The organism is Vibrio sp. 10N.222.52.C3, assembly GCF_041474195.1.
Classification (GTDB): Bacteria; Pseudomonadota; Gammaproteobacteria; order Enterobacterales; family Vibrionaceae; genus Vibrio; species Vibrio crassostreae_C.
This window is the reverse complement of the sequence record NZ_JBFRTQ010000018.1, coordinates 1-23,465: the sequence shown is the minus strand read 5'-3', so window position 1 is coordinate 23,465 and position 23,465 is coordinate 1. Positions and strand designations below refer to the sequence as shown.

The window sequence follows — 23,465 nt, the reverse complement described above, 5'->3', positions numbered from 1 at the left end:
TTTCACGCGGATCAGTTTCTTACGGTTTTTAATTCGGTACGCAGCTTGAAGATTCCCTTTGGTACTTTGGTTAGCAGGATGCCGCAAAGTAGAGGAATCATCATTACAAGTGACTGTTCAGATAGAACCTCACCATTGATGTAACAAGAGATCAGTAGTGCAACCACAGGGAAAATTAGGAAGCAGATAGATGCTTGGAAAGGTGTCGAAACCTGTCCTAATTTGAAGTAAGCCACAACGCCGCCAACACTCGCGACAAAGCCTAGGTAAACCACGGCTGAGATTGAATCCCCAGTGAAGGATTCAACATTCACGTTTTCACCTACAGCTGAAACAGCGAATAAGAATAAAGCAGCAATCAGGCTCGGTACGGCGTTGTAGGTTAGTACTTCAATACCTTTGCAGTGCTTTTGAACCAGCACATACATAACTGCGTGAATCGCAACAGCAAGGCCTAAGCAAACCGTGCCAATTAGGTAGTCATCGCCACCCATCTGCATTTCGTTGCCAAGGATTAAACATAGGCTCACAACAGCAGTAATCAAACCGAATATCTGGTGCTTCGCCAGTCGTAGACCTAAGAATAAGCCAGACATCAGCATCACAACCACAGGCATGTTGGCGAAGATGATCGACGCTAAACCTGAAGAGATGTATTGCTCGCCATAGATCATCAACGTAAACGGAATCGCGAAATACATCAGCGCAACAATAAGCAGCCATTGGCGCTTACCTTTAGGGAACAGCAGTGGTTGGTTGAAGACTTTCGCTAATACCGCAAGCAGAGGTGCTGCAAGTAAAAAGCGTAACGCAGTAGCAAAAATAGGTGGGATAGAATGCAATGCTACTTCCATAGCGAACCAAGTGGTTCCCCAAATTAAGCAAACAGAGACAAAAAGCAAGATAGTTAGAGACTTCGAATTCATGGTGACTACTCATTAATAATTATTTTAAATCATAGGCTTGTAGCGCCTTAATGACGTGGCACAGTATAGAAAGGTAGTCGGAGAAAAGTTTTGTCTTTTTATCTCTAATTTGAGTTTTTTGTGGAAATTAAATCTCTAGTATGATTATTTTATAGAAAATAAATTCGCTTTAGATAGTTAAAGTAAAGTCATTGTTCTTTGTGAGGTTTAATTTAACTTAAGGAATGGTCAACTCAACGAGTATGGCTGTTGGGTTATTGCTGTTAGCGTAGCAACAAAAAACGCGCCCTTAATGAGGCGCGTTTTTGAGCAATACGTTTAAGAGGCTGCGTCTACTGCGTAACAGGCTTAACTTGTTTGGATTGTCTTACCGCAAGGATAAGTTGTGGTAGCAGTGACATCACTATCATGCCGGTCATTAGTGAGTATTGTACTGCAGTGAATGATTCACCCATCAACACCATACCGGTCACGATGCCAGCTACTGGGTTTGCGATGCCACCGAAGGTGAAATCAACCACCGACATACGCTGTAGCAACCACACATACATGCCGTAACCCAGCGCTGTGTTTAGCCCAATAACCCATACGAGTCCCATAGCATTACGAGTATCGAAATGAGTGACAGCGTTAATATAAGGCTGCGGATCGATGAATGCATGAACGCCAGACGCGACAGACAAAATCGTACCGCCCAGAATCAGTTGCCATGTTAATACCTTCCACCAGTGCATGCGGTTACCCAGTGACTTGGTAATGCTGCTGCCGATGACAATACACATTATTGCGGCAAACATTGCGCCTAAACCGATTGGGTTCAGAGCAATTTGGCTTGGGTTAAACAGTATCCACGCTAAGGTGATCAAGCCAATACCCGAAAGGGCTTGAATCAGATGCGGGCGCTGTTTTTTTACTACCCAGTGGAAGATCATCGCGAACACCGGCACGGAGATCATGCCCACGCCAGAGATTGCCGAAGGCAGCGTTAGCGCCATCACGAAGATCAAGCCAAAGAAGGTCGCGATATTGATAAGGCCCAGTGTGAAAATGATTTGCCACTCGCCTTTTTTAGGCAGTGTTGGTTTTACTGCTAGCAATAACAAACCAGCAGGTAACGCACGCAAAGCACCCAATAATAATGGTGGCCACTCCTGTAGCGTAAATTGCGTCACTGCATAGGTTGTTCCCCAAAAGAACGCGGGGATCATTGCTAATAATATGTTCATTTAAAATATCTTTACGTTAAGATAACTATTGTGTGAACTGTATACTGAGAACTAGTGGTTGTAAAGTATCTTTATGTTAAACTAGTTTGAAGTAATCAGACTAACAACGGAGCGAGATTGCAAATGGATGCTATCGACCGCGTAGTAGAGCAATGGGCAAAGGAAAAGCCCGAACTAGATACTGAGCCTATGGCAATGATGGGTCGGATTATGCGTATTGCCAAGTATATGGAGACGCAAGTTGCCGAGCTTCATAAAAAATACGACATGAAGCTGGGTGAGTTTGATGTGCTGGCGACGTTGCGACGTTCTGGGAAGCCTTACCGACTGACGCCATCTGAACTGATTGGATCCATGATGCTGACATCTGGCGCGATGACCAATCGCCTTGATAAGCTAGAAGCCAAAGGGCTGATCAGTCGTGAACACAGCAAAGAAGACAGACGCAGCGTGAGTGTCCAGTTAACTAAAGATGGTCTTATTCTGATTGACCAAATGATGACTGAACATGTCGAAATGCAGAAAAAACTGGTTAAATCATTGTCTGCGAGTCAGAAGAAGAACACCAACCAACTTCTGAAAACATGGTTGAGCGCGTACGAGTAGTTTTTCTGATCTTCCTTTAGATTCAATAAAAAACCGAAGCTTAATCGCTTCGGTTTTTTTGTGCTTGTTTAAGAACTTCAAGTACAGCGAATTGGCGAGTTAAGCTTGCAGCATCTCGTCACTGAACAGTTCTGCACAACCAATGCCGTTGATGGCGCAACTTTCGTCGATGTCTGAGATGTCACCGCTGACCCCAATCGCACCAAGTACCGTTTTATCCTTATCTCGAATCAGTAGCCCCCCTGGAACTGGCACCATGTTTCCGTGTGCGAGCACGTTTACGGCGGAGATGAATGCTGGTCGGTTGTCAGCATCTTGGGCGAGTTTTCTAGAGGAACAACCCAGTGCGAGTGCCCCCCACGCTTTAGCGATCGCGATGTCTGGTCGCATCATGCTAGAGCCGTCTTGACGTTGCAGAGAAATCAGCTTGCCACCGCTGTCTAAGACGGCGACCGTCAAAGGTTCTGTGTGGATTTTGTTTCCTGCTTTTAAGGTTCCATCGATGATGGTTAACGCTTGTTGTAGAGTCAAACTTCCCATGTTATCTCCTAGTTTTTCAAGGGGCCGTGTACCAAGCTAAGTCAGCCAATCATGACTCTTGTTGGTGAGCATCATTGACTGATTCAGTTCGGTACAAGAGTCCTAACTGGACTCTTGTAACAGCCCATAGCTGGGTAAAGTTAGGAAGGCAGCGAACTCATCGGCTGTAGAAAGTTGATAGAAAAGATCAGCTGTCTCTTCAAATCGACCTGCTGCATAGCGCGAGTCTCCGACTTCATGTTTTATGGTGTCTAGCTCTTGGTAAAGCCAAGAGTGGAATAGTGATTTGGTAAAGGTTTGGCCATCATCGAGTGTTACCCCGTGGTGGATCCATTGCCAAATATTGGCTCTCGATATCTCAGCGGTCGCCGCATCTTCCATAAGACCGTAGATAGGTACACAGCCGTAGCCTTGAATCCATGCTTCGATGTAATACAGCGCGATGCGGATATTTTTACGTACTCCTGCTTCGTCGCGGCTGCCTTCACAAGGTTTTAGCAGAGAGTCTGCATTGATCACATGCTCTGGGCTTTGGAAATCCATTTGGTTTACTTTGCCATCTAAGTGCTTATCAAAGATCGACATTGCCAAATCAACCAGTGCAGGGTGCGCGACCCATGTGCCATCGTGTCCGTTTTGAGATTCTCTCTGTTTGTCTTCAATTACTTTGGCAGTTACACGCGCCATCTCTTGTGGGTCTTTCGCTGGAATAAAGGCTGACATACCACCCATTGCCAGTGCACCACGAGCGTGACAAGTGCGCACCAACAGTTGGCTATAGGCGTTGAGGAATTCTTGATCCATGCCGATTCCGTGACGATCTGGCAGGATGCGGTCTTTATGGTTCTTCAGCGTTTTGATATAGCTGAAGATGTAATCCCAACGGCCGCAGTTCATCGCTACGATATGATCGCGCATTGCATACAAGATCTCTTCCATCTGGAACACGGCTGGTAGCGTTTCGATCAAAACCGTCGCACGAATGGTGCCTTTGGGTACGTGGAAATAGTTTTCGGTGAAGCTGAAAATATCGTCCCACCATTGTGCTTCTTCCATGCTCTCAAGCTTGGGAATGTAGTAGTAAACCCCTAAACCTTGTTGTGCTCGTGATTGATAGTTGTGGAAAAAGTACAAGGCGAAGTCCATCAAGCAACCGCCGATAGGCTGATTGTTGAATTGAATGGACTGCTCAGGTAAATGAATACCACGTGGACGAGCGATCAGCAGTGCAGGATCGTCGTTTAATTGGTAACGCTTCTGCTTCTTCTCATCGAAATGGCTAATGGTGCCAAGGTTGGCGTCTCTTAGGTTGATTTGCCCTTCGACCATATTGGCCCAAGTCGGGGAAGACGCATCTTCAAAGCAGCACATGAAGACTTTCGCGCCTGAGTTTAGCGCGTTGATCACCATCTTTCTTTCGATAGGTCCGGTGATTTCTACGCGGCGATCAAGCAGCTCTGGTGGCGGTGTTGCTACCTTCCACTCTTTATTCTGACGAATGGAAATGGTGTCTTTTCTAAAATTGGGTAACTCACCCTCGTCATATTGAGCTTGTTTTACGTCGCGGTCACTTAGCAGGGTATGACGGCGATCTCCAAACTTATTGACGAGAGCTTCTAAGAATTTTAATGCATCTTTAGACAAGATCTCTTTGTACTCGGAGTTGTCCATCTTCCCAAGTACCTGCATACATTGTACTTCTTCTCTCTCTTTTACGTCATTCATCATTGTTGTCTCCTTTAAACAATACGATGTTACTTTGTATACAAAATGCTCTTTTTAAGGGTATTTATATTGCATAAATTGTAAACAAGCAAAGGGTATTTAACATTTATTTATCATTTGGTCTTTTTGTAATTTATTTTTACGTAAAGATATTTTATGTAAAGCAATGAATTGTAAGCTTTTCAGGGTTAGTGCTTACTCAAATCGGCTGTGTGATGTAACAAAATTGTTTCATTTTGGGGTTGATAAATAGCTAGGATGGTTCATAGTACACAAAAGTTGGTTTAATTGTATACAATCTGAATTGGAGGTTCGAATGGCAATTATGAAAGCGATTGAAGCAGCGGTAGAGGTGCTTAAACGTGAAGGTGTAGACATCGCATTTGGTGTTCCCGGCGCAGCAATTAACCCTATGTATGCGGCTATGAAAAAGCTCGGAGGAATCGACCACGTCTTAGCTCGTCACGTAGAGGGTGCATCCCATATGGCTGAAGGCTACACACGTACTAATCAGGATAATATTGGTGTGTGTATTGGTACTTCTGGCCCCGCAGGAACGGACATGATCACGGGTCTTTATTCTGCTTCCGCTGACTCGATCCCTATCCTATGTATCACTGGTCAGGCTCCGCGTGCTCGCCTTCATAAAGAAGACTTTCAAGCGGTCGACATCGAATCGATTGCCAAGCCAGTCACTAAGTGGGCAACCACGGTGCTGGAACCTGCTCAAGTACCACGCGCATTTCAAAAAGCCTTTCATTTGATGCGTTCTGGACGTTCCGGCCCAGTGCTGATCGACCTGCCTTTAGATGTGCAGCTGGCTGAGATTGAGTTCGATATTGATACTTATGAGCCACTTGAACCTTACAAGCCACAAGCAACCCGCGCTCAGGTTGAGAAAGCATTAACCATGATGTCTCAATCGGAGAAACCTTTGATTGTATCCGGTGGTGGTGTGATCAACGCAGGCGCATCTGAACTGTTGCAGCAGTTTGCTGAAATCACAGGTGTACCAGTGATTCCAACCTTGATGGGATGGGGCTCAATCCCAGATGATCATGAGCTAATGGCGGGTATGGTAGGGCTACAAACTTCTCACCGTTATGGCAATGAAACCATGCTTAATTCTGATTTTGTGTTTGGTGTTGGTAACCGCTGGGCTAACCGTCATACCGGTTCTGTGGATGTTTACACCGAAGGCCGAAAGTTCGTACATGTAGACATTGAACCAACCCAAATCGGTCGCGTGTTCTGTCCAGATTTAGGTATTGTCTCTGATGCGAAAGCAGCGCTAGAGCTGATGGTTGAAGTGGCGCAAGAGTGGCGTGACGCTGGCAAGCTGCCAAACCGAAATGCTTGGGCAAGTGAGTGTCAGGAACGCAAATCGACCATGCTGCGTAAAACCAATTTCGATGAAGCGCCAATGAAACCGATGCGTGTTTATGAAGAGATGAACAAGGCATTTGGTCGTGACACTTGTTATGTGAGCACGATTGGTTTGTCGCAAATTGCTGCCGCTCAGTTCCTGCATGTTTATAAGCCGCGTAACTGGATCAACTGTGGTCAGGCTGGCCCATTGGGTTGGACAACACCCGCCGCATTGGGTGTACGAGCGGCCGATCCAGATCGCGATATCGTTGCTATCTCTGGTGACTACGATTTCCAATTTATGATCGAAGAACTGGCGGTAGGTGCTCAATTCAACTTGCCATACATTCATGTGTTGGTGAACAACTCGTACTTAGGATTGATTCGCCAAGCACAGCGCCAATTTGATATCGACTATTGTGTACAACTAGCGTTCGATAACCAGAACGCGCCAGAGCTTGAAGGCTACGGTGTTGATCATGTTGCAGTTGTTGAAGGCCTAGGCTGTAAGGCGATTCGAGTTCGTGAACCAGAGCAAATTGCCGCTGCGTTTGAGCAAGCTAAAGAGCTGATGAACAAGCATAAGGTACCGGTTGTTGTTGAGCTGATTCTTGAGCGAGTGACCAATATTGCGATGGGCGTAGAGATCAACGCCATCAACGAATTTGAACCACTTGCCGAAAGCCGCGACGATGCTCCAACCGCGCTAGCGTACAAGTAATCATTAAGTAATGTGTATCCGTAGAGCAGAGGCTTAGCTCTACGGAAAGCCTCCGATAGAGCGAGGCTTTACTACAAACAACCAGATTTTTACAGATAAAGAATAAGGACAGAGTCATGGCAAAATTTGCAGCAAACTTGTCAATGTTATTCACGGAAGTTGATTTTATGGATCGCTTTGAAGCTGCCGCAGAAGCGGGCTTTCAAGGTGTGGAGTATCTTTTCCCTTACGCCTTTGATGCTCAGGCAATCAAAGCAAAGCTTGACGCTAATAACCTAGAGCAAGTGCTATTTAATTTGCCCGCGGGTGATTGGGACGCTGGCGACCGTGGTATCGCGGTAGACCCAGCACGAGTTGAAGAATTTCAAGCAGGTGTACCTAAAGCCATCGCTTACGCAAAAGCACTCGGTTGTACTCAAGTGAATTGCTTGGCCGGGATTGTGCCGCAAGGTGTGACCCAACAAGACGCGCAATCGGCGTTTGTGATTAACCTGCATTACGCGGCGAACGCGCTAGCAGCAGAAGGCATCAGCTTAGTGATAGAAGCGATTAACACCCGTGATATTCCGGGCTTCTTCTTAAACACCACAGAGCAAGCCAAAGCGATCATCAAAGAGGTAGGGAGCGATAACCTTTCTATCCAATACGATATTTATCACATGCAAATTATGGAAGGCGATCTAACGCCGACCATGCAGCAGAACATTGGCCAAATCGCACACGTGCAACTGGCGGATAATCCAGGCCGACACGAACCGGGTACCGGAGAAATCAATTACCCATTTGTGCTCAATTATCTTGATGAGCTTGGCTATCAAGGCTGGGTTGGCTGCGAATACAAACCGAAAACAACAACGACAGAAGGCCTTGGTTGGCTACACCAGTACCGTTAATTGCGTCTGGTAACCCTCAAACGTTAAGGAGAACAACATGTCTAAAATTGCATTTATCGGAACTGGCATCATGGGTAAACCTATGGCGAGTAACCTTCAAAAAGCAGGTCACGATTTGATTCTGTCGGATCACTTTAATGCAGCACCTGCCGATCTTGTGGCAGCAGGCGCAACGGTCTGCCACTCACCAGCAGAAGCGGCTGAAGCAGCGGATATCATTATCCTAATGGTGCCGAATACCCCTCAAGTTGAAGATGTCCTGTTTGGTGACAACGGCGTCGAGAAAGGCCTCACGGCGGGCGGAGCAACTGGGAAACTGGTTATCGACATGAGTTCAATCTCGCCAATCGCAACCAAAGCCATTGCCGCTCGAATCAACGAAGGTGGTGCTTCATACCTTGATGCTCCGGTTTCAGGTGGTGAAGTTGGCGCGATAAACGCGGCTCTGACTATCATGGTGGGCGGTGAGCAAGACGCCTTTGATAAAGCACGACTTCTTTTCGAAATCATGGGTAAGAACATCACGCTGGTGGGTGATAACGGTGCAGGTCAAACCTGTAAGGTCGCAAACCAAATCATTGTGGCGCTGAATATCGAAGCCGTGTCTGAGGCGTTAGTATTTGCTTCAAAAGCTGGTGCTGATCCAGCACGAGTTCGTCAAGCGCTATTAGGTGGCTTTGCTAACTCTAAGATCTTGGAAGTGCATGGCGAGCGCATGGTTGAAGGTACATTTGATCCTGGATTTAGAATCTCGCTTCACCAGAAAGACCTGAATCTTGCGCTAACGGGCGCACAAGAATTAGGTGTCGCACTACCGAATACGGCTAACGCTCAAGAGCTATTTGGCGAGTGCGCCGAAATGGGCGGTGAAGGTTGGGACCACTCTGCGCTTATCCAAGCGATTGAGAAACGTTCTGACCACTCGATTCGTTAATTAATTAGGGCTGCTATCGATGCGTAGCCCAACAGTTTGTTTATAAATCGCGTAGTTTCGTCTCCTTTTATACGCGTTCCTGATACGAGGCAAAGGTTGAAGTTGTTCCTTTCCAACTTGATCTTAGCAGGCACCCTTTGGCCTTGTATCGGGGTTCTTTTTTTCTCCGTCAACTAAGGAGTGGATGATGGACATTGATGCTAAGCAGTTTCTGCAAACCCTTTTCTCAAGTGCTGTTAATCAGGCGCTACCTAAAAATCACATCGAACCTTTTCTTCCTCAAGACATTTTTTATCGCTCTGCTAATCAAGCCGGGCGTACTGTGGTGATAGGAGCAGGAAAAGCAGCCGCGTCGATGGCCGCAGAGCTTGAAGCGGTTTGGCAGTCAAAGAAACAGCAAGATCTCGCACTGCGTGATCTTGAAGGCTTAGTGGTGACTCGTTATGAGCACACCGCACCTTGCGAACACATTGAGGTGATTGAAGCGGCGCATCCAGTACCAGATGCGATGGGCTTAGAGGTAAGCCAACGTATGCTGCAATTGGTGAGTAGTTTGAGTGCTGACGACACGGTTATTTGCCTACTGTCAGGCGGTGGCTCTGCTTTGCTAAGTTTGCCCGGTGGTGACATCAGCCTAGCAGAGAAGCAACAAATCAATAAGGCGTTGCTTAAATCAGGCGCCGCCATTGATGAGATGAACTGTGTGCGCAAGCATTTATCGTCAATCAAAGGTGGGCGACTAGCAAAGGCTGCTTACCCAGCAAGAGTGGTCTCTTTAGCTATTTCAGATGTGCCGGGCGATGGCATCAGTGTGATTGCATCGGGCCCAACCGTACCCGACACCACCACGCGTTTTGATGCGATGGCAATTTTAGAGCGTTACCAAATAGAAACACCACGCACGGCATTTGAATGGTTAAATAATCCAGAGTCAGAAACCGTAAAGCCAGATGACGTATGTTGGAAAAATGCAGAGCACCATATTATCGCGACCCCGATGTCGGCATTGGAATCCGCTGCTGCAGAAGCTGAAGGCTTGGGTATTCCCGCTTATGTGTTGAGTGATTGCATAGAGGGAGAAGCGCGAGATGTCGCGAAGGTGCATGCTGCGCTAGCCAAACAAGTGGCTAATAACAAGCACCCATTTGAGACGCCTTGCGTGATACTTTCCGGCGGGGAAACCACGGTAACCGTTAAAGGGAATGGTCGCGGTGGGCGTAACTGTGAGTTCTTGTTGAGCTTGTATAACGAGCTTAAAGGCCAAGACAACATATTTGCATTGGCTGCTGATACCGACGGGATTGATGGTGTTGAAGACAATGCGGGAGCATGGATCACGCCTCAAACATGGCAACTAGGTTCTAGCCTGTCGCTTAAAGCGCAAGACTATCTCGATGCGAACAACAGCTACGATTTTTTCAAGCAAGTCGATGTGCTTCTAACCACGGGGCCAACGCTGACCAATGTGAATGACTTCCGCGCGATATTGATTCTTTAACTTGAACAGTTCAAAAACACGGTATGGAATGGTCGCTTCTTAACAAATAGAGCGGCCATTTTATTGTTATCAATGCGGTGACCTTGAGTTCTGAGATTATCTTCTGGACTAATGAAGCACGTTGATTACTATGATTTTAGTAACGAGCTGTAAAGGATGCAATATGTCTAGGATCAGACAAAAGAATCAAGATTTAATCATCGAAGTCGCGTGTGAACAATTCGCCACTCATGGTTATGCCGCAACAAAAATGGCTGATATCGCAAAAGCGGCCGACATTCCCAAACCCAACGTCTTCTACTATTTCAGCTCAAAAGATAAGCTCTACAACGCTGTGCTTGAAACCGTCACTCAGCCTTTACTAGAAGCGTCTCGTCCGATTGAAGAGTTGAGCGATCCTGTTGAAGCCTTGTCTCAATATATTCAAACCAAGCTGATCATTTCTCGCGACCATCCACATGCTTCTAAGGTATTTGCCAATGAAGTGATGTCTGGCGCTAAAGTATTGCCGAAAGAGATTGGTGACGAGCTGTATAAGCAATCCCAGATGATTCTTGATAAGTTCTCGACATGGTCAGCGCAAGGCTTAATGGACGACGTCCCTGCGCACCACCTCATGTTCACCATTTGGGCGGCTACGCAAACTTACGCCGATTTTGGCTGGCAGATTTGCAGCGTGATGCAGAAAGAACAGCTCGATGATAAAGACTATGCCGATGCCGCTCAGTTCATCACGCAGTTGGTGATTAAAGGCTGTGGTGTGAAAAGCTAATGTTGTTTGAACGTTTATCTAGGTGTGTGAGTGACTATAAGCACAGAACCTCTTTTGTGACCTGTTGTGCAATAACTCATTTATCTTGAATTCGGTTCGATTAGGTATGCCATTTTATTTAAATGACAGGTTATAGTATCGCGAAAATTGGCGGCACTTACTCTTCTGAAAAGCGAAAAGCTGGAAACTTATAGATGAAGCCGCTAACAATATTACACGCACAACATTAAGGTTTAGCAATGACGCTTAAAAGCTTGGCATGCACCATCAGCGCAGTTCTGCTTGCAGGTTGCGGTTCAACGGTCGCGACGCAAACATACAACGCTGATCTGATCATCACCAACGGACAGGTTCTCACCATCAATTCAGAAATGGATGTGATTGAAGATGGTGTTGTTGTAGTGAAAAACGACCAGATCATCGCAGTCGGTACCGAGGATTTAATGACTCAATATCGCGCAGAAAAAGTGATTGATGCTCAAGATGGAATCGTCATGCCGGGTATGGTGAACGCGCACAACCATTTACCGATGATCGCGTTTCGTGGCTTAGGGGAAGAGGGTATTTCGAATCGTCTGTTCGCTTACTTCTTCCCTCTAGAAGCCGAAAAGCTAAGCCGTGAACTGATTTACAACGCAACCAAGCTTGGCTCTATCGAACTAGCACAAAGCGGTGTAACCACTTATGCCGATATGTATTACCACATGGATGAAATGGCCAAGGCGACCAAAGAAGTCGGCTTACGCGCTGTGCTCGGCGAAACCGTGATTAAGTTCCCAGTGGTCGATGCCAAAGAACCTTACGGCGGCATTGAATACGCCAAAGGCTTTATCGAACAATACAAAAACGATGAGCTAATCACGCCTGCTTATGCGCCACATGCGGTGTACACCGTGAGCAAAGATAAGCTGCAAGAAATCAACAAGCTGTCTGCTCAATACGATGTGCCGGTGCTGATTCACGTTGCTGAATTCCCAAATGAAGAGAAACGCATCAAAGATGAAACTAAGGCAACATCGCCAGTCGAATACATGGATGAAATTGGTGTGCTGGACGAGCGCGTAGTCATTGCTCACGGTATCCATCTTTCGGAGAACGATCAAAAGCTTCTAAAGCAAGCTGACGCAGGGATCTCATACAACCCAATGGCGAACGCTAAAGGTGCAACTGGCATCGCACCAGCATGGGATATGTACCGTGCTGACATGCGAGTAGGCTTAGGAACAGATGGCCCAATGAGCTCTAACCAAGTCGATATCATGCGCACATTAAGCTACGCAGCGAACATGCAACGTTTAAAGCATTCTGACCGCACTATCATGATTCCTGAGCAAGTTATCGAGATGGCGACATTAGGTGGCGCGAAAGCCCTACACATGGAAGATCAAATCGGTTCTCTTGAAGCGGGTAAGAAGGCAGACATCGTGATTGTAGAGACAACATCAGCGAACATGATGCCAAATTACGACCCTTACGCGACCTTGGTTTACCAAGCGAACCCAAGCAACATCGACACGACGATTGTGAACGGCCAAATCGTAATGGAAAACCGTGTAATGCAAACCGTTCAACTGGATGAAATCCGCCAAAGCGTCGATGAGTTTGAAACAGATATCAAAGCCTTTGCCAAAGAGCTTTCTAAGAAGGCGATTAAGTCGAAGAGCTTGATGGATTAAGATGTAAATCGGTTTCTAAAAATCGAACTGAATGAACAAGGCCGACATCACGTCGGCCTTTTTTCGCTTTTCTAGTTAGAGAGTATTTAATTATTCATTGCCAGTTTTCCTAGTTTCATCGCAGCTGCATGGTGACGGTGCATTAGTTGTTCCATGTCTACGCCAATCACAGCGCCATCGTTCACTCGCCACTTACCTGCAACCATCACTTTATCCGCTTGTTGAGCACCACAAAGTAGTAATGCGGCCAGTGGGTCGTGGCTGCCAGAAAAACGAATATCATCGAGCTTGAACATCGCGATATCGGCTTGTTTGCCAACCTCTAGTGTACCAATGTCGGTTCTGCCCATTGCCGCGGCAGAACCGGATGTCGCCCAGCGCAGTGCATCAAAGTGTGAAACGTTGGCAGAGCCATACTGCAGGCGCTGTAAGTACATCGCCATGCGTACTTCAGCAATCATATTCGAACCATCGTTTGACGCGGAACCATCTACACCTAGCCCGACTTTAACGCCAGCTGCTTCAAGGTCGTTGTTCTTACAAATACCAGAAGCCAGCATCATGTTGGACGTCGGGCAGTGGCTGATGCCAATGCCTGCTTTACCCAAGCGCTTGATCTCGTCTGGATTGAAGTGAATGCCGTGTGCAAGCCAAGTGCGTTCATTCAGCCAGCCCACATCTTCTAGGTAATCGACAGGGCGTAGACCGAACTTCTCGATACAGAAGTCCTCTTCATCGAGCGTTTCGCATAGGTGAGTGTGCATCATCACGTTCTCACGCTCACTGATCTTGGCGGTCTCTTTCATTAGATCGGTGGTGACCGAGAACGGCGAACAAGGCGCGAGTGCGATTTGAATCATCGCCCCTTCATCACGCTGGTGGTAATCGCGAATCAAGCGTTGGCTGTCATCAATGATGGTTTGTTCGGCTTGAATGGTGTGTCGTGGAGGTAGCCCACCTTCATCTTCCCCAAGGCTCATGGAACCGCGCGTAAATATCGCTCTTACACCTAGTTTCTCTGCGGCCTCGACTTGTAAATCGATGGCGTGCTCTAGCCCGTTTGGCAGCAAGTAATGATGGTCTGACGCTGTGGTACAGCCCGACATCATCAACTCAACCAGAGCTAATTCTGTGGCAAGGCTCATCATCTCCGAATCGAGGTTGGCCCAAACTGGATAGAGGCTTTGTAGCCAATGGAAGAGTTCTTTATTCAGTGCGCCGGGGTAGGCACGCGTTAGGGTTTGATAGAAGTGGTGGTGCGCATTGATAAGCCCAGGAGTCACAACATGACGCGAGGCGTCGACGCTGTAATCTACGGGTAAGGTCGGTTCTTTGTGTTTGCCAACCAGCTCGATGATTGTATTACCTTTAATGACAATACCGCCTTCTGCATCAGCCAGTGAGCCAGTGTAGATTGCGAGAGGATTCTTAATCCAGATGGTTTCCATTCATAGTAGTCCTTAGCCATCTCAGCCTTTTCAGGGAAGAGGGTCTTTATTGGTATTTGCTGTTGAAAGATAAATTCGAATCAGGGCGTGAAAACGTTCAATGCTCTAATCATTCCCTGATTCTGTGAAAATCGGTTTTACGTTAGTCAGTGAACCAGTTAGTTCTAGACTCAGTTAATTTGAGACTTAGTTAGTTCCAGACTTAATTAGTTCGAGAGTTAGCTAGTTAGTTCGCTTTGGGCTCAGGATTTTCTGATGCCGCTTGAACGTCTGTTTCTGTACTTGCTTGTCGAATCTCTAATTGCTCGTCTGAGTGTCGTTCTTCTTCAGCCTGTTCTTTCATTTCTAGCTCAACTTGCGCTTGGCTTTCGGCCAGTGCTTCTTGCTCTTCTGCTCGTGAAGACTTCGGCAACACAAGGTTTAGAAGAACCGTCATGATGGTGCCCGTGGTAATGCCAGAGTGAAGGAAGTTCGCCAAATCATGCGGTAAGTGTTGCAGCAATCTTGGTTCGAAAGTGACGGCTAAGCCAGACGCTAAACCAACACAGATTACCAAGGCATTTCGCTTGGTGTCTGCGGCCTTGATCAACATGCGGATACCCGCGTAGGCAATCATTCCGAACATCACAAAACCCACACCACCTAGAACAGGTTTCGGAATCGTGACGGCAATGGCGGCTAATTTCGGGAATAAACCGCCTAAAATTAGTAAACCACCGGTTGCAGCCACTACATAGCGACTTGCTACACCTGTGATACCTACAATGCCGACGTTTTGACTGAACGACGCCAATGGCATTGCCGTCAAAATCGAAGATAAGGTACTACCAAGTCCATCGCCCAATAGACCACGTTTTAAGTCTTTACCGCTGACTTGGGTTTGGCAGTTGTTGCCTAGTGCCATGAAGTCACCTGTTGCTTCGGCGATAACCACGATGTACACCAAGCTCATGCTGATGATGGCACTCGCAGAAAAGGTAAAGCCATATTTGAAGGGCTCAGGTCCACCGATCCAAGCGGCAGAGCTGATTTGCTCAAGGTCGACCATGCCGAGTGATAGCGCCACAATGTAGCCGCCCGCCAAACCAATCACGATGGCTGAAGCGGCAACCGCGCCTTTACAGTAAACCGATACGCCGACCACGATGCCTAGCGATACAAGGGCTAGAAACAGTTTAGGTAGTGTGGCGAATTGTTCTGTGTTGGCAGGAGAGTCTCCGACCCAGTTCATGGCAACCGGTAAAATGGTTAAGCCGATTAAGGTAACCACTACACCACTTACCACGGTTGGGAACAGCTTTCGAACCTTGTCCATATAGAAGCTGGCACCAATCACCACGAACGAGCCGATAAGCGCTGAGCCCATGATTGCGGCGACACCACCTTCGTTACCGATTGAAATGGCGACGCCCAAAAAGGCAAAGCTCGAACCCATCACCACGGGCAGTCGAATGCCAACAGGGCCAAAACCGAGACATTGAGCGACGGTTACAATACCTGAAGCCAGCAGCGCAGCATTGATCAGCGAAACGATCTCGGTGTTAGGCAAGCCAATTGACGCGCCGACAATAAGGGGAACAGCGACGATGCCACCAATCGAGGCGAGCATGTGCTGTAATGCGAGTAGGAAGGTTAAGCCGTGAGGCGGTCTTTCATTTAGGGTGTACAGAAGTTTCATTTGATATTCCTCTGCCTGTGTTTCCGTTTACAGGCGATTGGCGGTCAAATAATGACTTCTACAAACTGCGTAGGGTCATAAAAAAGGTGCACTAACCGAGCGGAATGCGCCTGCGCTCCGCTGATTAGCACAATTAGCTTTTTCTTAAAAATGTTGTTCTAGCATGTGTCTTGATAGCTCGGCCTGCGAACAAGCCAAGCGATAGTTACGTTGGGTGATTAACCGATGAACACGAGCTTCGCGACAAAAATAGCCGCTAAGAAGTACATCGAAATCGAGACGTCTTTTGTTTTACCTGTCGCCAGTTTCAGCACTGTGTAGGTAATGAAACCCAGTGCGATACCATTCGCGATAGAGAAGGTCAGAGGCATCATCAACGCTGTAATGGCTGCGGGAGCACCGTTGGTGAAGTCTTTCCAATCAACGTGCTGCATGCTGCTCATCATCACGAACGCTACGTAAATTAACGCGCCAGAGGTTGCGTAAGCGGGGATCATGCCTGCTAGTGGAGATAGGAAAATTGCCGCTAAGAACAACACCCCAACCACAATCGCAGATAGGCCTGTTCGTGCGCCTGCTGCAACGCCCGCTGCACTTTCTACGTAACTGGTTACTGGCGGACAACCCACACACGCACCTGCCACACTTGAGATACTGTCGGCTTTGAGCGCTTTGCTCAGGCCTTCAATTTTTCCCGTTTCAGGGTTAGTTAGGTTTGCACGCTCAGCCACGCCCATCAAAGTACCCGCGGTATCGAACATGTTTACAAAAAGGAAAGCCAAGATAACGCTGATCATTGAAACATCGAGAGCGCCCATAATGTCCATTTTTAGGAACGTAGGCGCTAAGCTTGGTGGCGCCGCGAAGAAGCCGTTGTAATGCACTAAGCCAAGCATCATACCGACGAGCGTTACACTCAAAATACCGATTAACACCGCACCAAATACTTTACGCTCACTCAGAACAGCGATGATAAGGAAAGCGATAGCGGCCAGTAGCGCTTCAGGTTTAGTGAAGTCACCTAGTGATACCAGTGTTGCTGGGTTTTCGACGACGATACCTGCTGTTTTAAGACCAATTAGACCTAAGAACAAACCAACGCCCGCAGTCATGGAGTAACGTAAACTCACAGGGATACTTTCAATGATCCATTGGCGGACTTTGTAGAAACTCATCCCGACAAACAAGATACCTGAGATAAACACCGCACCCAGTGCCACTTCCCAGCTGTAGCCCATTTCGCTTACTACCGTGAACGAGAAGAAGGCATTCAAGCCCATGCCCGGCGCAAGTCCGACAGGCCAGTTCGCAAATAACCCCATTAACAAACAACCGATAGCTGCACCAATACAGGTTGCGACGAATACCGCTCCTGCATCCATACCCGATGCGGCCATGATTTGTGGGTTAACGAAGATGATGTAAGCCATGGTTGCGAAGGTGGTGACACCGCCGACCAACTCATTTTTCACACTGCTTCCGTGTGCCTTAATTTTAAAGAGTTTCTCTAAAATTCCGTTATTCGCATCTTGGTTGAGTATTTCTGTTTTACTCTCACTCATGTCAGCAAGTCCTTTTATGTTGTGATCCATTTATTGAATACAGCGAGATTTCAATATTAAGTTTTAAGGTTTTTTCCTAGCCGCTATTTCTTTAGCTATCAGTTGATTAGTCATCAACTTCTAACTAATAACGTTATTAGTATTTTTATATGAGCGTGTTTAATGAGCGCGCATCATTTTAGATGCACGCACGAATCTGTTTATTATTCGATGGTTGGGCCTAGTTCGAAGTTCTAGGACACGGGACTAACTGCCCCGATAGGTTGAGAAACTGTAAGGCGAGACGAGAAGAGGAACGTGATAATGCGCTTCTGGATCATCTAGACCAAAGCGAATAACAACATCGTCTAGGAAAGGCACGCCATCCAATTCCACGCCTTTACTTCTGTAGTAATCGGCTACGTAAAACACCAATTGATATTTCCCCGGTCGGAAATCATTCCCTGCCAGAATTGGCGCATCGGTTCGGCCATCGGAGTTAGTGATTACCGTCGCCAACTTTTCTGTTGAGTCTTCATTGACCTTATAAAGCTCTACCTTGATCTCTGCACCCGGTAAGCCGTGAGTTGTGTCTAATACGTGTGTTGTTAATCTTCCCATAGTCCTTTAATAGCGCTTTTGGCGCTCCTCTGTTCCGTGGTTTATCTGTCTGTTTCGACCTTGCAAAGAATGCAACTGGTCACTTTGTTATCACTAACTATGTACGAACTGTACACAATTAGTAAAGCTAATTGTTGGAAAAATGTTAACTATTGTGTCGTTTTTTCTGACTTTATAGATCTTGATTATCGTTTTTTGGTGAGTTTTGGTTTTATTAAGTTGTTGTTTTTAATTAGTAATAGTGCGTAAATTTAACTTGAATAACAAAATCTTTACATTGAGATAAATAATTGTATACAATAAATGTACAGGGGTAAGGTTGCTCTGTTTATCGAGAATCCATTTGGTTGAATCATTTGGTGACTTACTTAAAGAGCGGCTAAGCCAACCACTTATGTTAGGAGTACTTGGATGAATAAGGATTATTCAAGAAATTTGATCGGTTACGGAGCTAACCCTCCAAACCCTCAATGGCCAGGTAATGCGCGCGTCGCGGTTTCTTTTGTATTGAACTATGAAGAGGGCGGTGAGCGTTGTTTGTTACATGGAGACGACGAGTCTGAAGCTTTTCTTTCAGAGATCCCGTCAGCACAGCCGATCAAAGGCGAACGTCACATGAGCATGGAATCCATCTATGAATATGGTAGCCGTGCGGGTGTGTGGCGTGTTCTTCGCTTGTTCGATGAATATGAAATCCCACTGACCGTATTTGCGGTTGCAATGGCGATTGAGCGTCACCCAGAGGTTGCCAAAGCCATGGTCGAAGCGGGTCACGAAATCTGTAGCCACGGTTATCGCTGGATAGACTATCAATACATTGATGAGTCAGAAGAGCGCGACCACATGACCAAAGCGATTGAGATCATCCAACAAGTGACGGGTCAACGCCCACAAGGTTGGTACACAGGTCGAACTGGGCCAAATACGCGTCGCTTAGTGGCAGAAGAAGGCGGCTTTCTTTACGACTCAGATGCCTATGATGATGACCTGCCTTATTGGCACACCGAAACTGGTCATCCGCAATTGGTGATCCCTTACACACTTGATGTGAACGACATGCGTTTTTCAACCGCGCAAGGCTTCAACTCGGGTGAGCAGTTCTTCCAGTATTTAAAAGACACGTTTGACACCCTTTATATGGAAGGCGAAACCGCACCGAAAATGATGTCGGTAGGACTGCATTGTCGTCTTATTGGTCGTCCCGGTCGTATTGCTGCATTAAGACGTTTCTTAGATTACGTAAAACAGCATGACAGCGTGTGGCTATGTCGTCGAATCGATATCGCCAATCACTGGCACCAACATCACCCATACAACGAACAACAAAATTAGAACGAACAGCAAGGAGGCTTAACGTGACTGAATTTCGATCTTGCCAACCAACAACCATGAACCGCGATACCTTTGTCGAGCACTTTGCTGATGTGTACGAACACAGCCCATGGGTTGCTGAAGCGGTTTATGACCAAGGTTTGAATGCCGAAGATGATCATATCGAGAATCTTCATCTAAAAATGGCATCAACCTTGTTAAATGCCGACCAAGGCAAACAGTTGGCTTTGATCAATGCTCACCCAGATTTAGCGGGCAGAGCAGCAGTAAACGGCGAACTCACCGAGTCGTCGACCAAAGAACAAGCGGGGGCGGGCATCGACCAGTGCAGCGCCGAAGAATTTGAAAAATTCACTTCTTACAACAACAGCTACAAAAGTCGCTTCAATTTCCCTTTTATCATGGCGGTGAAGGGAGCCAATCGTTACCAAATTCTTGAGTCGTTCGAGATGCGATTAGGAAATGATAGTGAAACTGAGTTTGCTACGGCGATTCAAGAGATCAACAAGATCGCGATGTTTCGTCTCTGGGATATGTAAGTTAACGGAGTTAACAGCTATCTCAGCCCAGTCTTAGTGCGCTAAGAGCACGCTTTATAAGCGAATAAACCACTAAGTTCTCATTTTATTATTACTTGATTAATTGGATAGGATTACACGGACATGACCCAAACATTTGAACAATACATAAACCTTGCAGACGAAAAACTCGGTGCAGAAGCTACCTTTGCTACCGACGATTTTTTCGCGGATAAAAGCCGTCTTCTCAGCCACGCAGCCCCAGAGTGGAAAGACGACTTATATGACGACAACGGCAAGTGGATGGACGGTTGGGAAAGCAGACGTAAACGCGGCGAAGGTTACGATTACTGTGTCGTTCGCCTTGGTCTAGCTGGCACCATTGCTGGCGTTGATATTGATACCTCATTCTTCACAGGTAACTTCCCACCTTCGGCATCAATTGACGCGTGTTATTCACCACAAGGTGAGCCAACAGACTCAACAGAGTGGCAAGAAATTCTGCCTTCAATGGCACTACAAGGTGATCATCATCATCTTGAAGAAATCGAAAGTGACCAAGTATTTACGCACCTACGTTTGAACATCTACCCAGACGGCGGTGTCGCACGCTTACGTGTTTATGGCCGACCAAGCGTGGATTGGGACGCAATTGATTCTCAGCAACAAGTCGACCTAGCAGCCGTTGAACACGGTGGCCGAGCTCTCGCATGTAGTGACGAGCACTACGGCAACAAAGCCAACATCTTAGGTCCAGGCCGCGGTGAAAACATGGGGGACGGTTGGGAAACAGCGCGTCGTCGTACACCGGGTAACGACTGGGTTATCGTGGCATTAGGTCACCCAGGTAACATCGAACGTATCGTTGTGGATACGGCACACTTCAAAGGTAACTACCCAGACAGCTGCTCAATCCAAGCGGCTTACGTGAAAGGTGGCACCGATGACCAAGTGGAAACACAAAGCCTATTCTGGCGTGAACTCTTGCCAGCACAAAAGCTGCAAGCGCATGAGATTCACGAATTCATTTCTGAGGTAAACGACCTTGGTGCGATTACCCACGTACGTGCAAACATATTCCCAGATGGTGGTATCAGCCGTTTGCGTCTATTTGGTACGAAAGCGAAATAGGTAAGGAAATGAGTATGAGTAATGGAATACGTCGTTTATCTATCGAACCGTTAACCAAGCAGGCTTTTGCAGAGTTTGGCGATGTTATCGAGTCCGATAATAGTGATTTCTTCATGATCAACAGTGGATCAACACGTCGCTACCACAAGCTAGCGACAACGGATGTGCAAGACCAAGACGGAGAAGCCATCATCAGCATCTTCCAAGCCACACCGCTGAGCTACCCACTGACCATCAAAATGTTAGAGCGTCATCCACTTGGCTCTCAGGCATTCATTCCATTACTTGGTCAACCCTATTTAATTGTTGTTGCGCCAAAAGGCGACGATCCAACATTAGCCAATAGCCGAGCTTTCTTGAGCAACGGCCGTCAAGGAGTGAACTATCACAAAGGGGTGTGGCATCACCCAGTTCTCGCCCTCACCGATCAAGACCAGTTCTTGATCGTCGATAGAGGCGGCGAAGGGCATAACTGTGACGAAGTTTATTTCGACAGCGACCGAGTGGCATTGCATTTGGACGACTTGCCAACGGACGACAATAAGGAAGAGCAACGCTTAGCTAAAGCGTTGTGATACAGGAGTTTATTATGGATCCGCATATTACAGAATGGTTGAATTTAGCAATACGCTGGGCTCACATGATTGTTGGTGTTGCGTGGATAGGCGCATCATTTTACTTTGTTTGGTTAGAGAACAACCTTAACCGAGTAAACCCAAAAACGGGCCTTTCAGGCGACTTATGGGCGATTCACGGTGGTGGTATTTATCACCTAGAGAAGTACAAACTTGCGCCACCAGAGATGCCAGAGCACCTGCACTGGTTCAAATGGGAAGCTTATTTCACGTGGATCACCGGTGTGTGTTTACTGGGTGTGGTTTACTACCTCAACGCTGAAATCTACCTGATTGCACCAGGCTCTGGCCTTGATTCAAAAACGGCAATCGCGATTGGTATTGGTTCATTCGTTGCCGGTTGGTTTATCTACGACTTACTGTGTGACTCGCCATTAGGTAAAACCCCCGTGTTGCTTGGCGTTGTGCTGTTTGTACTACTAGTCGCTGCAACATATGGCCTAACTCAAGTGTTCAGTGGCCGTGGTGCTTACATCCACGTAGGGGCGATTATTGGTACCATTATGGTGGGTAACGTATTCCGCGTTATCATGCCTGCACAGCGCAACTTGGTGAAAGCGATTGAAGAGAAGCGCGAACCGGATCCTGCATTGCCAGCGAAAGGTCTACTGCGTTCTCGTCACAACAACTACATGACACTGCCAGTGCTGTTCATCATGATCAGTAACCACTTCCCAAGTACTTATGGCTCGGAGTACAACTGGTTGATTCTTGCTGGGCTAGCGATCTTCAGTATCTTAGTGCGTCACTACTTCAACACACGTCATGGTAGCCAAAAGTTTGCATGGACTGTACCTGTAGCGGCATTGGGTATGATTACTCTCGCGTTTGTTACCTCACCTTACGCGAAAAAGCAGATGACTCCGGTTGTGCAAGCTCCTGTGGTTCAAGAAATGCAAGTAAGCGCGACTGAATCGGCGACAGAAGAGGCTGTTTCGAACAGCACTGCTTCAACTTCGGCAGATGCCCCAGTTGTACCTGCAGACCACGCAATGCAAACGGCTAGCGCAGGTGTAAGCTTTGAAACCATTAACAAAGTCATTCAAGAGCGTTGTTCAGTGTGTCACTCTGCAACCCCGAGCCACGCCGCTTTTGCTGCTGCGCCAGCAGGTGTCATGCTTGATACCCCAGAAGAGATCAAAGCCAACGTCCCAAGGATTGTTGCTCAAACCGTAACAACCAAGGTGATGCCGCTCGGCAACATGACTCAAATGACCGACGCAGAGCGCGCACTCATCGGCACTTGGGTAGAGCAAGGCGCTACGCTTCAATAATGATGTGAAATCCTTTACCTAAGAGCATGAGTCTTAGGTGAGGCTTGGGGAGAGTTTGGTTTCGGGCACGCACCAAACTCATCCCACCCTGTTTCCCCGGTTCCTATAACCGGGGCTTTTTGTTTTTGGACAAAAGAAATGCAGAATTATCATTCAGTTGGTGACTCTAGGTGCATATGTGAATTAAAGTGTGCTGTTGGTTGTTCCTGTCTAGTCGGGCAGAGTGTTGATGTTCAAGATCAGTTGAGAGAGTTATGAAAAATATCGTTGTATTTAATACTGAAACAGCAGAGCACCGAGTTTTTGACGTATCAGATTCTGATGCGGAGAATTATCAAGAGATACGTTCTTTGCTAGTCAAAGCTTTAGATCTAGAAATTATTTATGACCAAATAATTGAAG

Annotated in this window: 20 protein-coding genes; 12 read left to right on the top strand and 8 right to left on the bottom strand. The window is 46.9% G+C overall.

Annotated elements, in window-relative coordinates:
- Positions 1-11: 11 nt before the first annotated feature.
- Entirely contained in the window at positions 12-926 is a 915-nt protein-coding gene (locus AB4517_RS02550) for a DMT family transporter (protein ID WP_372147841.1), read from the bottom strand.
- Positions 927-1,258: 332 nt separating this feature from the next.
- Positions 1,259-2,152 (bottom strand): DMT family transporter, encoded by an 894-nt coding sequence (locus AB4517_RS02545; protein ID WP_017067653.1) that lies wholly within the window; start codon positions 2,150-2,152, stop codon positions 1,259-1,261.
- 123 nt (positions 2,153-2,275) lie between these two features.
- Between AB4517_RS02545 and AB4517_RS02540 the strand changes: the two genes are divergently transcribed.
- A complete protein-coding gene (locus AB4517_RS02540; RefSeq protein WP_017061583.1) occupies positions 2,276-2,758 on the top strand; it encodes a MarR family winged helix-turn-helix transcriptional regulator in 483 nt (160 codons plus the stop codon).
- Positions 2,759-2,857: 99 nt separating this feature from the next.
- Here AB4517_RS02540 and AB4517_RS02535 read toward each other — a convergent pair whose 3' ends face one another.
- Both AB4517_RS02535 and aceB read right to left on the bottom strand, forming a co-directional pair.
- On the bottom strand, positions 2,858-3,298 hold the full coding sequence (locus AB4517_RS02535) for a heme-binding protein (RefSeq protein ID WP_008220964.1): 441 nt from the start codon (positions 3,296-3,298) through the stop codon (positions 2,858-2,860).
- 102 nt (positions 3,299-3,400) lie between these two features.
- A complete protein-coding gene (gene aceB / locus AB4517_RS02530; RefSeq protein WP_372147840.1) occupies positions 3,401-5,026 on the bottom strand; it encodes a malate synthase A in 1,626 nt (541 codons plus the stop codon).
- A 313-nt stretch (positions 5,027-5,339) separates the two neighbouring features.
- Here aceB and gcl point away from each other — a divergent pair, with 313 nt between their 5' ends.
- The 6 genes from gcl to AB4517_RS02500 all read left to right on the top strand — a co-directional run bounded on the left by gcl (position 5,340) and on the right by AB4517_RS02500 (position 12,885).
- The gene (gene gcl / locus AB4517_RS02525) at positions 5,340-7,112 is read left to right on the top strand and encodes a glyoxylate carboligase (RefSeq protein ID WP_372147839.1); all 1,773 of its coding nucleotides are present in this window, start codon (positions 5,340-5,342) and stop codon (positions 7,110-7,112) included.
- 116 nt (positions 7,113-7,228) lie between these two features.
- Positions 7,229-8,005: a hydroxypyruvate isomerase gene (gene hyi, locus AB4517_RS02520; RefSeq protein WP_017075254.1), complete on the top strand. Its 777-nt coding sequence runs from the start codon at positions 7,229-7,231 to the stop codon at positions 8,003-8,005.
- 37 nt (positions 8,006-8,042) lie between these two features.
- On the top strand, positions 8,043-8,939 hold the full coding sequence (locus AB4517_RS02515; RefSeq protein ID WP_372147838.1) for a 2-hydroxy-3-oxopropionate reductase: 897 nt from the start codon (positions 8,043-8,045) through the stop codon (positions 8,937-8,939).
- A gap of 187 nt (positions 8,940-9,126) precedes the next feature.
- A complete protein-coding gene (locus AB4517_RS02510) occupies positions 9,127-10,437 on the top strand; it encodes a glycerate kinase (RefSeq protein ID WP_372147857.1) in 1,311 nt (436 codons plus the stop codon).
- A 163-nt stretch (positions 10,438-10,600) separates the two neighbouring features.
- On the top strand, positions 10,601-11,209 hold the full coding sequence (locus tag AB4517_RS02505) for a TetR/AcrR family transcriptional regulator (protein WP_372147837.1): 609 nt from the start codon (positions 10,601-10,603) through the stop codon (positions 11,207-11,209).
- 239 nt (positions 11,210-11,448) lie between these two features.
- Positions 11,449-12,885 carry an amidohydrolase gene (locus tag AB4517_RS02500; RefSeq protein WP_136982323.1) on the top strand — a complete coding sequence of 479 codons (1,437 nt, stop codon included), beginning with the start codon at positions 11,449-11,451 and terminating at the stop codon, positions 12,883-12,885.
- Positions 12,886-12,971: 86 nt separating this feature from the next.
- Here AB4517_RS02500 and AB4517_RS02495 read toward each other — a convergent pair whose 3' ends face one another.
- The 4 genes from AB4517_RS02495 to uraH all read right to left on the bottom strand — a co-directional run bounded on the left by AB4517_RS02495 (position 12,972) and on the right by uraH (position 18,173).
- Positions 12,972-14,333 carry an 8-oxoguanine deaminase gene (locus tag AB4517_RS02495; RefSeq protein ID WP_372147836.1) on the bottom strand — a complete coding sequence of 454 codons (1,362 nt, stop codon included), beginning with the start codon at positions 14,331-14,333 and terminating at the stop codon, positions 12,972-12,974.
- Positions 14,334-14,559: 226 nt separating this feature from the next.
- Positions 14,560-16,011: a nucleobase:cation symporter-2 family protein gene (locus AB4517_RS02490; protein ID WP_108195230.1), complete on the bottom strand. Its 1,452-nt coding sequence runs from the start codon at positions 16,009-16,011 to the stop codon at positions 14,560-14,562.
- A gap of 218 nt (positions 16,012-16,229) precedes the next feature.
- Positions 16,230-17,573, bottom strand: a complete 1,344-nt coding sequence (locus AB4517_RS02485; RefSeq protein WP_017061593.1) for an NCS2 family permease — start codon at positions 17,571-17,573, stop codon at positions 16,230-16,232.
- Positions 17,574-17,819: 246 nt separating this feature from the next.
- A complete protein-coding gene (uraH, locus tag AB4517_RS02480; RefSeq protein ID WP_017083063.1) occupies positions 17,820-18,173 on the bottom strand; it encodes a hydroxyisourate hydrolase in 354 nt (117 codons plus the stop codon).
- Positions 18,174-18,584: 411 nt separating this feature from the next.
- Between uraH and puuE the strand changes: the two genes are divergently transcribed.
- From puuE to AB4517_RS02455, 5 genes are all read left to right on the top strand, one after another.
- Positions 18,585-19,505 carry an allantoinase PuuE gene (gene puuE, locus AB4517_RS02475; RefSeq protein WP_372147835.1) on the top strand — a complete coding sequence of 307 codons (921 nt, stop codon included), beginning with the start codon at positions 18,585-18,587 and terminating at the stop codon, positions 19,503-19,505.
- 23 nt (positions 19,506-19,528) lie between these two features.
- Complete coding sequence (gene uraD, locus AB4517_RS02470) at positions 19,529-20,044, top strand: 2-oxo-4-hydroxy-4-carboxy-5-ureidoimidazoline decarboxylase (protein ID WP_372147834.1); 516 nt, start codon at positions 19,529-19,531, stop codon at positions 20,042-20,044.
- Positions 20,045-20,167: 123 nt separating this feature from the next.
- Positions 20,168-21,154: an allantoicase gene (alc, locus tag AB4517_RS02465; protein ID WP_372147833.1), complete on the top strand. Its 987-nt coding sequence runs from the start codon at positions 20,168-20,170 to the stop codon at positions 21,152-21,154.
- Between the two features lie 14 nt (positions 21,155-21,168).
- Complete coding sequence (locus AB4517_RS02460; protein WP_004732859.1) at positions 21,169-21,729, top strand: ureidoglycolate lyase; 561 nt, start codon at positions 21,169-21,171, stop codon at positions 21,727-21,729.
- A 14-nt stretch (positions 21,730-21,743) separates the two neighbouring features.
- The gene (locus tag AB4517_RS02455; protein WP_372147831.1) at positions 21,744-23,063 is read left to right on the top strand and encodes a urate hydroxylase PuuD; all 1,320 of its coding nucleotides are present in this window, start codon (positions 21,744-21,746) and stop codon (positions 23,061-23,063) included.
- Positions 23,064-23,465 lie beyond the last annotated feature (402 nt).

Coding starts and splice junctions, on each gene's coding strand:
- AB4517_RS02550 (WP_372147841.1), bottom strand. CDS start 926: ATGAATTCGAAGTCTCTAACTATCTTGCTTTTTGTCTCTGTTTGCTTA.
- AB4517_RS02540 (WP_017061583.1), top strand. CDS start 2,276: ATGGATGCTATCGACCGCGTAGTAGAGCAATGGGCAAAGGAAAAGCCC.
- hyi (WP_017075254.1), top strand. CDS start 7,229: ATGGCAAAATTTGCAGCAAACTTGTCAATGTTATTCACGGAAGTTGAT.
- AB4517_RS02545 (WP_017067653.1), bottom strand. CDS start 2,152: ATGAACATATTATTAGCAATGATCCCCGCGTTCTTTTGGGGAACAACC.
- AB4517_RS02460 (WP_004732859.1), top strand. CDS start 21,169: ATGAGTAATGGAATACGTCGTTTATCTATCGAACCGTTAACCAAGCAG.
- aceB (WP_372147840.1), bottom strand. CDS start 5,026: ATGATGAATGACGTAAAAGAGAGAGAAGAAGTACAATGTATGCAGGTA.
- gcl (WP_372147839.1), top strand. CDS start 5,340: ATGGCAATTATGAAAGCGATTGAAGCAGCGGTAGAGGTGCTTAAACGT.
- AB4517_RS02455 (WP_372147831.1), top strand. CDS start 21,744: ATGGATCCGCATATTACAGAATGGTTGAATTTAGCAATACGCTGGGCT.
- AB4517_RS02535 (WP_008220964.1), bottom strand. CDS start 3,298: ATGGGAAGTTTGACTCTACAACAAGCGTTAACCATCATCGATGGAACC.
- AB4517_RS02490 (WP_108195230.1), bottom strand. CDS start 16,011: ATGAAACTTCTGTACACCCTAAATGAAAGACCGCCTCACGGCTTAACC.
- AB4517_RS02505 (WP_372147837.1), top strand. CDS start 10,601: ATGTCTAGGATCAGACAAAAGAATCAAGATTTAATCATCGAAGTCGCG.
- AB4517_RS02485 (WP_017061593.1), bottom strand. CDS start 17,573: ATGAGTGAGAGTAAAACAGAAATACTCAACCAAGATGCGAATAACGGA.
- uraH (WP_017083063.1), bottom strand. CDS start 18,173: ATGGGAAGATTAACAACACACGTATTAGACACAACTCACGGCTTACCG.
- alc (WP_372147833.1), top strand. CDS start 20,168: ATGACCCAAACATTTGAACAATACATAAACCTTGCAGACGAAAAACTC.
- AB4517_RS02510 (WP_372147857.1), top strand. CDS start 9,127: ATGGACATTGATGCTAAGCAGTTTCTGCAAACCCTTTTCTCAAGTGCT.
- puuE (WP_372147835.1), top strand. CDS start 18,585: ATGAATAAGGATTATTCAAGAAATTTGATCGGTTACGGAGCTAACCCT.
- AB4517_RS02495 (WP_372147836.1), bottom strand. CDS start 14,333: ATGGAAACCATCTGGATTAAGAATCCTCTCGCAATCTACACTGGCTCA.
- AB4517_RS02500 (WP_136982323.1), top strand. CDS start 11,449: ATGACGCTTAAAAGCTTGGCATGCACCATCAGCGCAGTTCTGCTTGCA.
- AB4517_RS02515 (WP_372147838.1), top strand. CDS start 8,043: ATGTCTAAAATTGCATTTATCGGAACTGGCATCATGGGTAAACCTATG.